Origin of the sequence: Amycolatopsis sp. NPDC051106 (genome assembly GCF_040682775.1) — a bacterium.
Lineage (GTDB): Bacteria > Actinomycetota > Actinomycetes > Mycobacteriales > Pseudonocardiaceae > Amycolatopsis.
Genome location: NZ_JBFBBQ010000083.1, coordinates 1 through 11,202, shown reverse-complemented (window position 1 = coordinate 11,202; position 11,202 = coordinate 1). Strand labels below are relative to the sequence as shown.

General features: G+C 72.9%; 12 protein-coding genes. 2 read left to right on the top strand and 10 right to left on the bottom strand.

All coding sequences use genetic code 11. The features are described 5' to 3' along the window. The first annotated feature begins 161 nt into the window (after window positions 1-161). Window positions 162-650, top strand: coding sequence for a transcriptional regulator (locus AB0M83_RS38795; protein WP_020422358.1), 489 nt, complete (start codon window positions 162-164; stop codon window positions 648-650). A 176-nt stretch (window positions 651-826) separates the two neighbouring features. Here the strand turns inward: AB0M83_RS38795 and nusB are convergent, their stop codons facing one another. The 3 genes from nusB to AB0M83_RS38780 are packed head-to-tail and all read right to left on the bottom strand — an operon-like array spanning window position 827 to window position 2,978. Continuing rightward, a complete protein-coding gene (nusB, locus tag AB0M83_RS38790) occupies window positions 827-1,282 on the bottom strand; it encodes a transcription antitermination factor NusB (protein ID WP_247011652.1) in 456 nt (151 codons plus the stop codon). After that, complete coding sequence (gene efp, locus AB0M83_RS38785) at window positions 1,282-1,845, bottom strand: elongation factor P (RefSeq protein WP_086856368.1); 564 nt, start codon at window positions 1,843-1,845, stop codon at window positions 1,282-1,284. Before efp ends, nusB begins: the two co-directional genes overlap by 1 nt. 44 nt (window positions 1,846-1,889) lie before the next feature. Further along, entirely contained in the window at window positions 1,890-2,978 is a 1,089-nt protein-coding gene (locus AB0M83_RS38780; RefSeq protein WP_364525165.1) for a Xaa-Pro peptidase family protein, read from the bottom strand. Between the two features lie 63 nt (window positions 2,979-3,041). Here AB0M83_RS38780 and AB0M83_RS38775 point away from each other — a divergent pair, with 63 nt between their 5' ends. Next, window positions 3,042-3,602, top strand: a complete 561-nt coding sequence (locus tag AB0M83_RS38775) for a B-4DMT family transporter (RefSeq protein WP_364525163.1) — start codon at window positions 3,042-3,044, stop codon at window positions 3,600-3,602. A 201-nt stretch (window positions 3,603-3,803) separates the two neighbouring features. On the opposite strand, the gene AB0M83_RS38770 is transcribed toward AB0M83_RS38775, so the two are convergent. From AB0M83_RS38770 to AB0M83_RS38740, 7 genes are all read right to left on the bottom strand, one after another. Beyond that, window positions 3,804-5,285, bottom strand: coding sequence for a beta-xylosidase (locus AB0M83_RS38770; RefSeq protein ID WP_364525207.1), 1,482 nt, complete (start codon window positions 5,283-5,285; stop codon window positions 3,804-3,806). A 289-nt stretch (window positions 5,286-5,574) separates the two neighbouring features. Continuing rightward, window positions 5,575-6,489, bottom strand: coding sequence for a GNAT family N-acetyltransferase (locus AB0M83_RS38765; protein WP_364525161.1), 915 nt, complete (start codon window positions 6,487-6,489; stop codon window positions 5,575-5,577). Then, the gene (aroQ, locus tag AB0M83_RS38760) at window positions 6,486-6,917 is read right to left on the bottom strand and encodes a type II 3-dehydroquinate dehydratase (RefSeq protein ID WP_364525159.1); all 432 of its coding nucleotides are present in this window, start codon (window positions 6,915-6,917) and stop codon (window positions 6,486-6,488) included. The genes AB0M83_RS38765 and aroQ overlap by 4 nt, the downstream gene beginning before the upstream one ends. Continuing rightward, window positions 6,914-8,023, bottom strand: coding sequence for a 3-dehydroquinate synthase (aroB, locus tag AB0M83_RS38755; protein ID WP_364525157.1), 1,110 nt, complete (start codon window positions 8,021-8,023; stop codon window positions 6,914-6,916). The genes aroQ and aroB overlap by 4 nt, the downstream gene beginning before the upstream one ends. A gap of 8 nt (window positions 8,024-8,031) precedes the next feature. After that, entirely contained in the window at window positions 8,032-8,556 is a 525-nt protein-coding gene (locus AB0M83_RS38750) for a shikimate kinase (RefSeq protein ID WP_364525154.1), read from the bottom strand. Beyond that, on the bottom strand, window positions 8,553-9,740 hold the full coding sequence (gene aroC, locus AB0M83_RS38745; protein WP_285483105.1) for a chorismate synthase: 1,188 nt from the start codon (window positions 9,738-9,740) through the stop codon (window positions 8,553-8,555). The genes AB0M83_RS38750 and aroC overlap by 4 nt, the downstream gene beginning before the upstream one ends. A 48-nt stretch (window positions 9,741-9,788) precedes the next feature. Beyond that, window positions 9,789-10,478, bottom strand: coding sequence for an A24 family peptidase (locus AB0M83_RS38740; RefSeq protein ID WP_364525151.1), 690 nt, complete (start codon window positions 10,476-10,478; stop codon window positions 9,789-9,791). Window positions 10,479-11,202: the final 724 nt, after the last annotated feature.

Here is an 11,202-nt window from a genome sequence, read left to right as displayed (position 1 = left end):
CACTTTGCTCAGTCTTACGGGTGGTGCGGCGTGATTTGCGCCAAGCTCGCGCTTGACCTGGTGACAACAATGCGTAACCATTACTCTGAGTATTCGACTCGAAGAGTCCCCTGGACCGGTCACCCCGACCGGGAAGGGGGTGGAGAACGGAGAACGACCAGATGGGCGATTACGCCAAGGCGCTCGGGGCCAAGCTCCGCGGGATCCGCCAGCAGCAGGGCCTGTCCCTGCACGGGGTCGAGCAGAAGTCCGGTGGGCGCTGGAAGGCCGTCGTCGTCGGCTCGTACGAGCGTGGCGACCGTGCCGTCACCGTGCAGAAGCTGGCCGAGCTGGCCGACTTCTACGGCGTGCCGGTGGTCGAGCTGCTGCCCGAGGGCCGGGTCCCCTCCGGTGCGGAGCCCGCCACCAAGATCGTGATCAACCTGGAGCGCCTGCAGCAGCTGCCGGCCGAGAAGGTGGGCCCGCTGGCCCGCTACGCGGCGACGATCCAGAGCCAGCGCGGCGACTACAACGGCAAGGTGCTTTCGATCCGCACCGAGGACCTGCGCTCCCTCGCGATCATCTACGACATGACCCCGGGCGAGCTCACCGAGCAGCTCATCGACTGGGGTGTCCTTCCTCCGGAGGCGCGCCCGGCCAAGGAGGACTGATTGCCGGCTGGTTCCGCTCAGTCGGTACCACGCTCAAGGCGACCACGCCCGGGGGGGCCGGGGGCTTGCCCCCGGGCGGGGCGTGGGGGCTGCGCCCCCGCAAGACACGGCGGAGTGAGGCCCGGCTCGCGCTCTCCGCGAGCAGGGCTCGCCCCGAACGAGCCTCCGGGCGGGCTCTAAAGAACGGCGCGGAGGCGGTCGGCGATCGTGCCGATCCGGCCCAGCACGCCGTTGACGAACCGCGGCGAATCGTCCGTGGACAGTTCCTTCGCCAGGCCGACGGCCTCGTCGATCGCGACGGGATCCGGCACGTCCTCGGCCCAGAGCAGCTCGTAGACCCCGACCCGCAGCACCGCGAGGTCGACCTTCGGCATCCGCTCCAGGGTCCAGCCCTGCGCGTGCTCGGCCAGCAGCTCGTCGATCGCCGCCCGGCGGGCGGTGACACCCTCGACCAGGTCGATCGTGTAGTCCCCGATCGGGTCGACCTCGGTCGCTCCGACGCGGTCGGCCAGCAGCGTCACCGCGTCGGCGTCCCGCTGCGAGGCCTCGTACAGCATTTCCACCGCACGGCGGCGCGCCTGCCTGCGGCTGATCGCGCCGCCGCGGTTCGGGTGGGGTTTCGAAGTCGGCATCAGCTGGAGACGCGGCCCAGGTAACGGCCGTCACGCGTGTCGACCTTGATCTTCTCGCCAGTGGACAGGAACAGCGGGACCTGGATCTCCGCGCCCGTCTCGAGCGTCGCCGGCTTGGTGCCGCCGGTCGAGCGGTCGCCCTGCAGGCCCGGGTCGGTGTGCTGGATGACGATCTCGACCGACGTCGGGAGCTCGACGTACAGCGGCTCGTTCTCGTGCACCGCGACCTGGACCTCGGTGTTCTCGAGCATGTAGTTGGCGTTGTCGCCGACGACCTCGGCCGGGACCGTGATCTGGTCGTAGGTGTCGCCGTCCATGAAGACGAAGTCGGCGCCGTCCTTGTACAGGTAGGTCATGTTCCGGCGGTCCACCGTGGCCGTCTCGACCTTCGTGCCCGCGTTGAACGTCTTGTCGACCACCTTGCCGGTGAGCACGTGCTTGAGCGTCGTGCGCACGAAGGCGCCGCCCTTCCCCGGCTTGACGTGCTGGAACGCGGTGACGGTCCACAGCTGGCCCTCGAGGTTGAGGACGAGCCCGTTCTTCAGGTCGTTGGTCGTGGCCACGAGCTTGCAGTCTCCTGTGTCGAATCTTCGGGTCGGGGCCGCTGTCAGACGACCACGAGGTTCTTGGTGCTCAGGGTGAGGAGTTCGGGCTCCCCAGCCCGCACGACGAGCGTGTCCTCGATGCGCACGCCACCGCGCCCCGCGAGGTAGACGCCGGGCTCGACGGTGACCGCCATACCGGCGGACAGTGTACCGACGCCCGTCGCGGCGAAGCTGGGCGCCTCGTGGATCTGCAGGCCGACGCCGTGGCCGAGGCCGTGCGCGAAGTGCTCGCCGTGCCCCGCGTCCGCGATCACCTTCCGCGCCGCGGCGTCCACATCGGACACCTCGGCGCCGGGCACGACGGCGCCGACCCCGGCCGCCTGGGCGGCGTGCACGAGCTCGTAGACCTCCCGCTGCCAGTCCGCGGGCTCGCCGAGGACGAAGGTGCGGGTCATGTCGGAGTGGTAGCCGTCGACGGTCGCGCCGAAGTCCATCTTGACGAAGTCGCCGCGCTTCAGCTGGGCGTGCGTCGGCTGGTGGTGCGGGATGGCCGAGTGCGCGCCGGCGGCGATGATCGAGGCGAAGCTGGGCTCGGCCGAGCCGTGCTCCAGCATCCGGTTCTCCAGGTCACGGGCGATGTCCAGCTCGGTCCGGCCGGGCCGCAGGCCCCCGGCGGCGACGAGGTCGTCGAGCGCCCGGTCGGCGGCGGCGCACGCCTGGCGCAGCGCCTCGATCTCGGCCTCGTCCTTGACCTCGCGCAGCCGCTCGACCAGCCCCGGGGTCCGTTCGAGAGCCACTTCCTTCTTGAGGGACTCGTACTCCTCGACGCTGACGTGCTGGCTCTCGAAGCCGACCCGGCCGTAGGTTTTGGTGTCCTTCGCGGCCTTCCCGACGAGGGCGGCGGCGCTGGCCCGGTCGACGACCTTCTCGAGATCGGGCACTTCGGCGGCCGACTGGGTCGTGTAGCGGCCGTCGGTGCAGAAGAGCGTCTTGGCGTCACCCTCGGCGTGCAGCAGCACGGCGGCGTTCGAGCCGGTGAACCCGGTGAGGTAGCGGATGTTGAGCAGATCGGTGACCAGCAGCGCGTCGAGGCCGGCTTCGGTCAGCAGCCCGCGCAGCGCCGTCCGGCGTCGTCCATGGGTCTCAGGCACGGGTCCCAGCCTAGTGGGCGCGTGCTGGGCAACTCGCCAGTAACCTCGCCTACACTGCGCAGGATGAGCGCTTGGGTGATCCGCGGACTCGGGATGGCGGTGCTCCACGGCGTCGCGCTGACCCTGCTGGCGAAGTACGCCGTGTACCACCCGACGGACCAGACCCTCGCGACGTCGCTGGCCCTGGCGGTCCTGGTCGGCGCGGCGGCGCTGTGGAGCGCGCTGGACGCGTGGCGGGGACTGGCGGACCGCGGCCGCGCGTGGTTCATCGCGGCGCTGGTGGCGGGGGTGGTGTCGGGGATCCTGTACGTGATCGGGCGGGCGGTGTTCGTCGACCAGACGGGCGTGTCGGAGCTGGGCGGCGCGCTGACGGGCGGCGCCGCGTTCTCGGCGCTGCTGGTGCTGGTGCCCGCGGGGCTCGGGCTGTTCGTGGGCGGCCGGATCGGCCGCTCCAAGCCGGCGGATCCAGCGGACGACGACGCCTCCGAAGAGGCGCGCGAGGTGCCGTCGTCTCCGCCTCCGCCTCCGCCTTCGCCGCGGCCGCGCCGCCGGGTCCGGGCGGAGGGCGAGCCGCCGCGACCGTCCCCGCGGATCCGGTCCCACAGCAAGGAACCTCGGGCCTAGCTCACCGCTTGCCGGTTCGACCGGCCGGTCGCGCAGCTCGATTCCCCTTTCGGCGAGCACCGCGCGTGGTTGCTGCGCGTGGCGGCACCCGACCAACGAGCCGCCCTGCGAGAAGGCGCCACCGCTTAGCTCACCCGCCGCTGCTTTCGGTCAGCCGACCAGCGAAGTGCCCTGCGGTGGCTCTCCTGCCGCTGCTTCCACTCAGCCGACCAGCGAGGTGCCCTGCGGGAAGCCGTCCCACTGGGCGTCCGTCACCGGGCGTGCCGTTGAGCCGTTGCCGGCCACGATCGCGGCGTCCGGGACGCCCCACAGGCGGCGGTCGTCGAGGACCAGCGCGAGCCCGCGAGCCGGCGCCCGGACCGCTTCCGTGCCCGAACGCAGCCGGGTCGCCACCGGCAGCGCCGCCACCTCGGGCGGCTCCTTCTCCAGCAGCTCGCCGGCCAGGGCCGCGGCGACCGCGCGCCGGTCGACCCGCACCCGCTGCCCGGCCCGGACCAGGTCCATCGTGCGGTCCGGCGACGGCATCGTCACGCCGTCGAACGTCGCGGCCACCCGGCCCGGGTTCGCGCAGGCCTGGCTGCCGAGCAGGTCGAGCCCGAAGTGCCGCAGGGCGGTCGGCGCGGCGGCGGCGCCGATCGTGGTGGCGCGCACGACGTCGAACGGCACCCGGTCGCACGGGGCGGCCGTCGACAGCGGCGCGTGCCCGTCCGCGCGGCGCACCAGCCCCGGCCCTTCCTTCCACGGGCCCGGGACGACGACCGGCCGGTACGGGTTCTCGGTGAAGTCCGCGGTCCAGAACGTCAGCGTCGTCCCGGTGTCGGTCTCGTGCGCGATGACGAACGCGTCGAGCGCCCCCACCCACATCAGGTCGGCGCTGAACCCCTCGACCACCGACCGGCCGCGCGGCGCGGAGGTCGTGGCCACCGGCACGAACCCGCCGACGTCGAGGGCCTGCACCCCGGACCCGAACGCGGGATCGTGCGACCGGAGCACGAACTGCCCGGCGCCGTTCCACGCCGCGGCGCGGCCGGTGGTGTCGGTGAACATCAGGTAGAACCAGCCGTCGAGGTAGACGGCCGAGGGCTGGCCGGCGCCGTAGACGTTGGCGCGGTGCACGTCGTGCGACGGCCCGAGGATCGGCTTCCCGCCCGCCGCGCGGGTCCAGTGCACGCCGTCCGGGCTGGTGGCGAGGCCGACGGCGTTGCCGAGCGCGTGGTCGCCCGCCGCCCCGGTGTAGTAGAGGTAGTAGGTCGAGCCGACGCGCAGCACCGACGGGTCGCAGGTGTGCATGCCGTCGAACTGCCCGGGCGCGCCGGAGAAGACGGCGGCCGGGATCCCGCCGCCGGGCCCGGCGAACGGCCCGTCGATCGACTGGGCCTGGGCGTAGAGGATGTCGTCGCCGGCGGGGCCGGCGCCGCCGTACTGGCTGCACCACCACATCCGGGTCTGCCCGCGGTCGAGCATGACGGAGGGCCCGTAGTTGTAGACGGCGTCCGCCCCACCGGCGGCGATCACACCACCACTCTCCCGGGGGTCACCCGAAGCGAGTTTGACGTCGACCGGCCGTGGCGGGGCGCCGGTTTTCCCGCCGGCGATGGCGGGATTGTCCCCCGCGGCCTGGGGCTGGGCGTAACCCTCGGTGCACCCCGCGACGAGCAGCCCGGCCAGGACACTGGCGAGCAGGGCACGAGCGGGTCGCCGACCCCCACGACGAAACGGGCGCACAACACCGGAGTGTAGCGAGACCCGACCCGTCCGAGTGGCGGCGCACCTCGTCGGCGGTCCTTCGATCGTGCACAAGATCGCGGGCGGACAACGGGTTTCGGAGTGTGGGCCGGTCAGACCCGGTGCGGGACGACAGGCCCCGGCGATGTCGCCCGCTTGGCTGTCGCGGCGCCCCTCGTCGGGTGTGGTGCCCCGGCAAACGTCTTGAATGAGTCATTCAGGGCGTGCGAGGTCCTGAATGACTCATTCAAGACACCGGCGATGGGCCTTCGAGCGCGACCAGCTCGACCTCGAAACCCGCGTCGTTCTCCAGGTAAGCCGCGTAGTGCGCGTCCCCGCCCGCGTACGGGTACCGGTCCGCGAACAGCGGGCGCCAGCCGTGTTCCGCCGCCCGCTCGGCCAGGTCGTCGACTTGGGCGCGCGTCTCCACGTGCAGCGCCAGGTGGTTCAGGCCCGGCCGCGTGCGCTCGTGCGACGGCGCGCTCATCGCCGGCGATGCCTCGACCACGACGTACGTGCCGCCGAGCCGCCAGCTGATGCCCGCCGGCCAGCGCTGGAACTCCCGCCAGCCCAGCTCGCCCAGCAGCCAGCCCCAGCTCCGCTCGGCTTCCGCCAGGTCCGGCACCCACAGCTCGATGTGGTGCGGCCGCCCGTGCACCGGCGCCAACGCGACGAGAACCCGGTGCAGGTCGCCGTAGTGGATGCCGCTGCCGACGTCGAGGAAACCCAGGCGGGCAGCCACCTTCCGGCTCGCCGCGTTGTTCTCGTGCACCAGCGCCCAGACGGCCGGCAGCCCGAGCGCGTGGAGGCCGTGGTCGAGCACCGCTTGGGCGGCTTCGGTCGCCAGCCCCTGCCCGGCGTGCGCGCTCGCGACGTAGTAGCCCAGCTCCGCCACCCCGCCCGGCAGTTCCGACGACGGCCGCAGGTGCGCGACGCCGATCACCTCGCCGTCGCGCTCGATCACCCAGTGGCCCTGGCCGGCCGGGCCGCGGTAGGACAGCCGGCGGTCGACCATCCCGCTCGCGGCGGCCGGGTCGGAGAAGTCCGCGGCGAAGAACCGGCTCATCTCCGGGTCGGAGAACACCTTTACGACGGCATCTCGGTCGGCCTCGACCAGCTGACGCAGCTTCAGCCGCGCCGTGGTCAGCGTCGGCAGCGTCATCCCGGGTGCGCGGCGAGCCACCGCAGGGCGAGCGGGTAGCCGTCGACGCCGAGACCGGCGATCACCGCGGTCGCGATGTCCGACAGCACGCTGTGGTGCCGGAACGCCTCCCGCTTGTGCACGTTCGAGATGTGCAGCTCGATCAGCGGCGCGGACAGCTGCGCCGCGGCGTCGCGCACCGCGATCGCGTAGTGGGTCCACGCTCCCGCGTTGAGCACCACCGGGTTTCCGCCGTCGGCGGCTTCGTGCAGCCAGCCGACCATTTCGCCTTCGTGGTCGGTCTGCCGGACCTCGACCTCGATCCCCAGCTCCGCGCCCGTCTTCACGCACAGCGCCGCGAGGTCGTCGTGGGTGGTCGAGCCGTAGACCGACGGTTCGCGCTTGCCGAGCCGCCCGAGATTGGGGCCGTTGAACACGAACGCCTTCACAGCAGGATGCTCCCGCCGCTCGAAGGGGCGTCCGCCGCGATCGCCGAGTACGCGGCCGCCAGCAGCGACGGGTCCGGGCCCTCGAGCCGGCCCGGTTTGGCCAGTCCGTCCAGGACGACGAACCGCAGCACTCCCGATCGGGTTTTCTTGTCGCCCTTCATGGTTTCCAGCAGCTGGGGCAGCGCGTCGGCGTCGTACGTCGTCGGCAGGCCGAGCAGCTTCAGCACGGCGGCGTGACGCTCGGCGGTGGCGTCGTCGAGCCGCCCGGCCAGCCGCGCCAGCTCGGCGGCGAACACCAGCCCGACGCTCACCGCGGCGCCGTGGCGCCACCGGTACCGCTCACGGCGTTCGATGGCGTGGCCGAGGGTGTGGCCGTAGTTGAGGATCTCGCGCAGGTCGGACTCGCGCAGGTCGGCGGCCACGACGTCGGCCTTCACCTGGATCGACCGGCGGACCAGCTCGGCCAGCACGTCGCCGCTCGCGTCGAGCGCGCCGGCCGGGTCGGCTTCGATCAGCTCGAGGATCCGCGGGTCGGCGATGAAGCCGGTCTTCACCACCTCGGCCATGCCGGCGACGAGCTCGTTCGGCGGCAGCGTCTCCAGCGTCGCGAGGTCGACGAAGACCGCGCTCGGCTCGTGGAACACCCCGACGAGGTTCTTGCCCGCCTCGGTGTTGATGCCGGTCTTGCCGCCGACCGCGGCGTCGACCATGCCGAGCAGCGTCGTCGGGACGTTGACCAGCCGCACCCCGCGCATCCACGTGCCCGCGACGAACCCGGCGAGGTCGGTGACGGCGCCGCCGCCCAGGCCGACGACGACCCCCCGCCGGTCCAGCCCGATCCGGCCGAGCACCTCCCAGCAGAAGCTCGCGACGGTGAGCGCCTTGCCGTCCTCGGCGTCGGGGATTTCGACGCGGTGCGCGTCGAGCCCGGCCGCGATCAGCTCTTCGCGGATGGCCTCGGCCGTGGTGGTGAGCGTGGGCGGGTGGATCAGCGCGATCTTCGAGGCGTCGGCCAGCTGCGCGGTGAGGTCGCCGAGCAGGCCGCGGCCGACCACGACGTCGTAGGGACGGGCGGTGGCGACGGGGATGCGCACCGGATCGGACACGGGGTGACTCACTCCTTGGCTTCGGCGGGAACGGCGAGCTCGGCCGCCAGGCCCGCGACGATTTCGGCGGGTGTCCGGGCGTCGGTGACGACCTCGACGGTGGCGACCTCGCGGTAGACGGGCACCCGCTCGTCGAGCAGCTTCTTGAACGTGGCGCGGGGGTTCACCCCGGCCAGCAGCGGCCGCGCCGACGACAGGCCGGTGCGCTGCACGCCGGCGGCGAGGCCGACGTTGAGGAACACGACGGTGTGCTCGGCCAGCCGCGCCCGGGTGCCCGGGGTGAGCGGGGCGCCGCCGCCGAGGGAGAGCACGCCGTCGTGCTCCGCCAGGCCGGTGGCGACCGCTTCTTCTTCCAGCGCGCGGAAAGCGGGTTCGCCGTCTTCCGCGAAGATGTCGGCGATGCTGCGCCCGGTGCGCGCGACGATGTCGTCGTCGCTGTCGCGGAACCCGACGCCGAGCGCGGCCGCCAGCAGCGGGCCGACCGTGCTCTTGCCCGAGCCGGGCGGGCCGACGATCACCGCGCGAGGACTCACCAGCGCTCCTCGAGGGCCTTCAGGTACGCCTCGGCGTTGCGCTTGCTTTCGACGAGGGAGTCGCCGCCGAACTTCTCGAGCGCGGCGTCGGCGAGGACGAGCGCCACGACCGATTCGAGCACGACCCCGGCGCGCGGCACGGCGCAGACGTCGGACCGCTGGTGGATGGCGACGGCGGGCTCACCGGTCTTGACGTCCACTGTGGACAGTGCTTTGGGGACGGTCGAGATCGGCTTCATGGCCACGCGCACCCGCAGCGGCTCGCCGTTGGTGATGCCCCCTTCGAGACCGCCCGCGCGGTTGGACCGGCGGGTGACGCCGACCGGGCCGGTGCCGCGGTCGATCTCGTCGTGCGCCTGGCTGCCCCAGCGACGGGCGGTGGTGAAGCCGTCGCCGACCTCGACACCCTTCATGGCCTGGACGCCCATCAGCGCGCCGGCGAGCCGGGCGTCGAGCCGGCGGTCCCAGTGGACGTGGGAGCCGAGGCCCGGCGGGAGGCCGTAGGCGAGGACCTCGATGACGCCGCCGACGGTGTCGCCCGCCTTCCGCACGGCGTCGACCTCGGCGACCATCGCGTCGGTGCCTTCCTGGCTGAAGGCGCGCACCGGGCTCTCGTCGATGGCGGCCAGGTCGGCGGCGACGGGCAGCGGCCCTTCGGGCGCGTCGGCCCCGCCGATCGACACGACGTGGCTGAGGATCTCGACGCCGAGCAGCTGCTTCAGGAAGTTCCGCGCGACGGTGCCGAGCGCGGTCCGCGACGCCGTTTCCCGCGCGCTGGCCCGCTCGAGGACGGGGCGTGCCTCGTCGAAGCCGTACTTCTGCATGCCGGGCAGGTCGGCGTGGCCCGGGCGGGGCCGGGTGAGCGGTTCGTTGCGCGCGAGGCCTTCGAGGATCTGCGGGTCGACCGGGTCGGCCGCCATGACCTGCTCCCACTTGGGCCACTCGGCGTTCTCGATCTGGATCGCGACCGGGCCGCCCTGGGTGAGGCCGTGGCGGACGCCGCCGAGGAAGTCGATGTGGTCGGTCTCGAAGCCCATCCGCGGGCTGCGCCCGAAGCCGAGGCGGCGCCGGGCGAGCTGCTCGGTGACGTCGGCGGTGGTGACACCGACGCCGGCGGGCATGCCTTCGAGCACGGCGGCCAGCGCGGGTCCGTGCGATTCACCTGCGGTGATCCAGCGCAACATGGGCTCAATCCTGTCACGGGGGCCGGGCGGGCCCGAAGAGTGTTCCGGTCATGGCGCACCGGGGAAGAGTGCGCACAGCCAGGTGGCGGCGAGCAGCGCCGGGCCGTGGGGTACGCGGTGGCCGCCGAAGGGACGAATCGGATGCGGGGTGGACGGCAGGTGCCCTCGATCGTTCGGCCGCCGCCGACGGGTGCCGCGCGCGATCGCGACGGCGAGGCTGAACAAGGCGGCCAGCACTGCCGCGAGCGCGAGGGCGGGCCATCCCGCCGCGCCCAGGACGGCGCCGAGGCTGCCGGACAGCTTCACGTCTCCGGCGCCGAGGCTGCCCGGGGCCGCGCGGGCGACCAAGGCGTGCGCGCCGCCGAACAGCAGCGCACCGGCCACCGCGCGCACCGCGAGTGAGGGACCACCGCCGCCGAGGGCGGCCGCCCCGATCGCGGCGCCGAAGAGCGGGTAGGCGGGCAGGGTGAGCACGTCCGGGAGCCGCAGGTGGCGCAGGTCGGCGAGGGCGAGCGGGACGGCGACGACGGTGAGCAGGAGCGGCACGGGCAGCCACCACCCGGGCCGGCCGCCGGCCGGCCCGGGTGCGGTGACGACCGCGACACCGGCGGCCGCCAGTAAGGCGGCGCGCCGGGCCGGGATCGGGGCACCGGCCCGGCCGAGGGCCCACGCCGAGAGTGGCGCGGTGACGGCTCCGGCGGCCGCCGCGGTGCTGAGGACCAAGATCGTCGGGGGCATGGGTCCAGAGTGGGGCGAGTGGACTGAGCTGGGCAAATGTCCGGCGTAGCGAACGGTCCGTTCGCTACGTTCCGGGCCGGGTTTCACTCCTGTGGGCGACACGCGGGGCGCAGGCAACGCGCTCGGGTCGAGAAGACTCCAGCACCGGCCGCGCATTCAGGGATCGGCTCACGTGATCGCAACGCCGACACGCGTGATCAGAAGGTCGACACGCGTGATCGGAGAGTCGACACGAGTCCCCGGAGGGTCGGCTCGCGTACCTGGGCAGTCGGGTCGCGTACCCAGAGGGTCGGCTCGCGTACCTGGGCAGTCGGGTCGCGTACCCAGAAGGTCGGCTCGCGTACCTGGGCAGTCGGCTCGCGTACCCAGAAGGCCGACTCGCGCACCCGGACGGACGACTCGCGTACCCAGAAGGCCGACTCACGTGCCTGGGCGGTCGGCTTGCGTACCTGGAGGGTCGGCTCGCGTACCGGGAAGGTCGGCTTGCGTACCTGGGCGGTCGGCTCGCGTTCTCAGATGGTCGGCTTGCGTACCTGGAGGGTCGGCTCGCGTACCGGGAAGGTCGGCTTGCGTACCTGGAGGGTCGGGGCGCGTACCCGGAGGGTCGGGGCGCGTACCCGGAGGGTCGGGGCGCGTACCCGGAGGGTCGGGGCGCGTGGCTGGAGGGTCGACACGTCGGTTCGGGAGACCAGGTGGCTCGTCCGGGACCCCCTGCGTCCCGGAC

Excerpts from the sequence above, each read along its gene's own strand:
- AB0M83_RS38795 (WP_020422358.1), top strand. The coding sequence starts at position 162 with ATGGGCGATTACGCCAAGGCGCTCGGGGCCAAGCTCCGCGGGATCCGC.
- AB0M83_RS38740 (WP_364525151.1), bottom strand. The coding sequence starts at position 10,478 with ATGCCCCCGACGATCTTGGTCCTCAGCACCGCGGCGGCCGCCGGAGCC.
- nusB (WP_247011652.1), bottom strand. The coding sequence starts at position 1,282 with ATGCCGACTTCGAAACCCCACCCGAACCGCGGCGGCGCGATCAGCCGC.
- AB0M83_RS38775 (WP_364525163.1), top strand. The coding sequence starts at position 3,042 with ATGAGCGCTTGGGTGATCCGCGGACTCGGGATGGCGGTGCTCCACGGC.
- aroC (WP_285483105.1), bottom strand. The coding sequence starts at position 9,740 with ATGTTGCGCTGGATCACCGCAGGTGAATCGCACGGACCCGCGCTGGCC.
- AB0M83_RS38765 (WP_364525161.1), bottom strand. The coding sequence starts at position 6,489 with ATGACGCTGCCGACGCTGACCACGGCGCGGCTGAAGCTGCGTCAGCTG.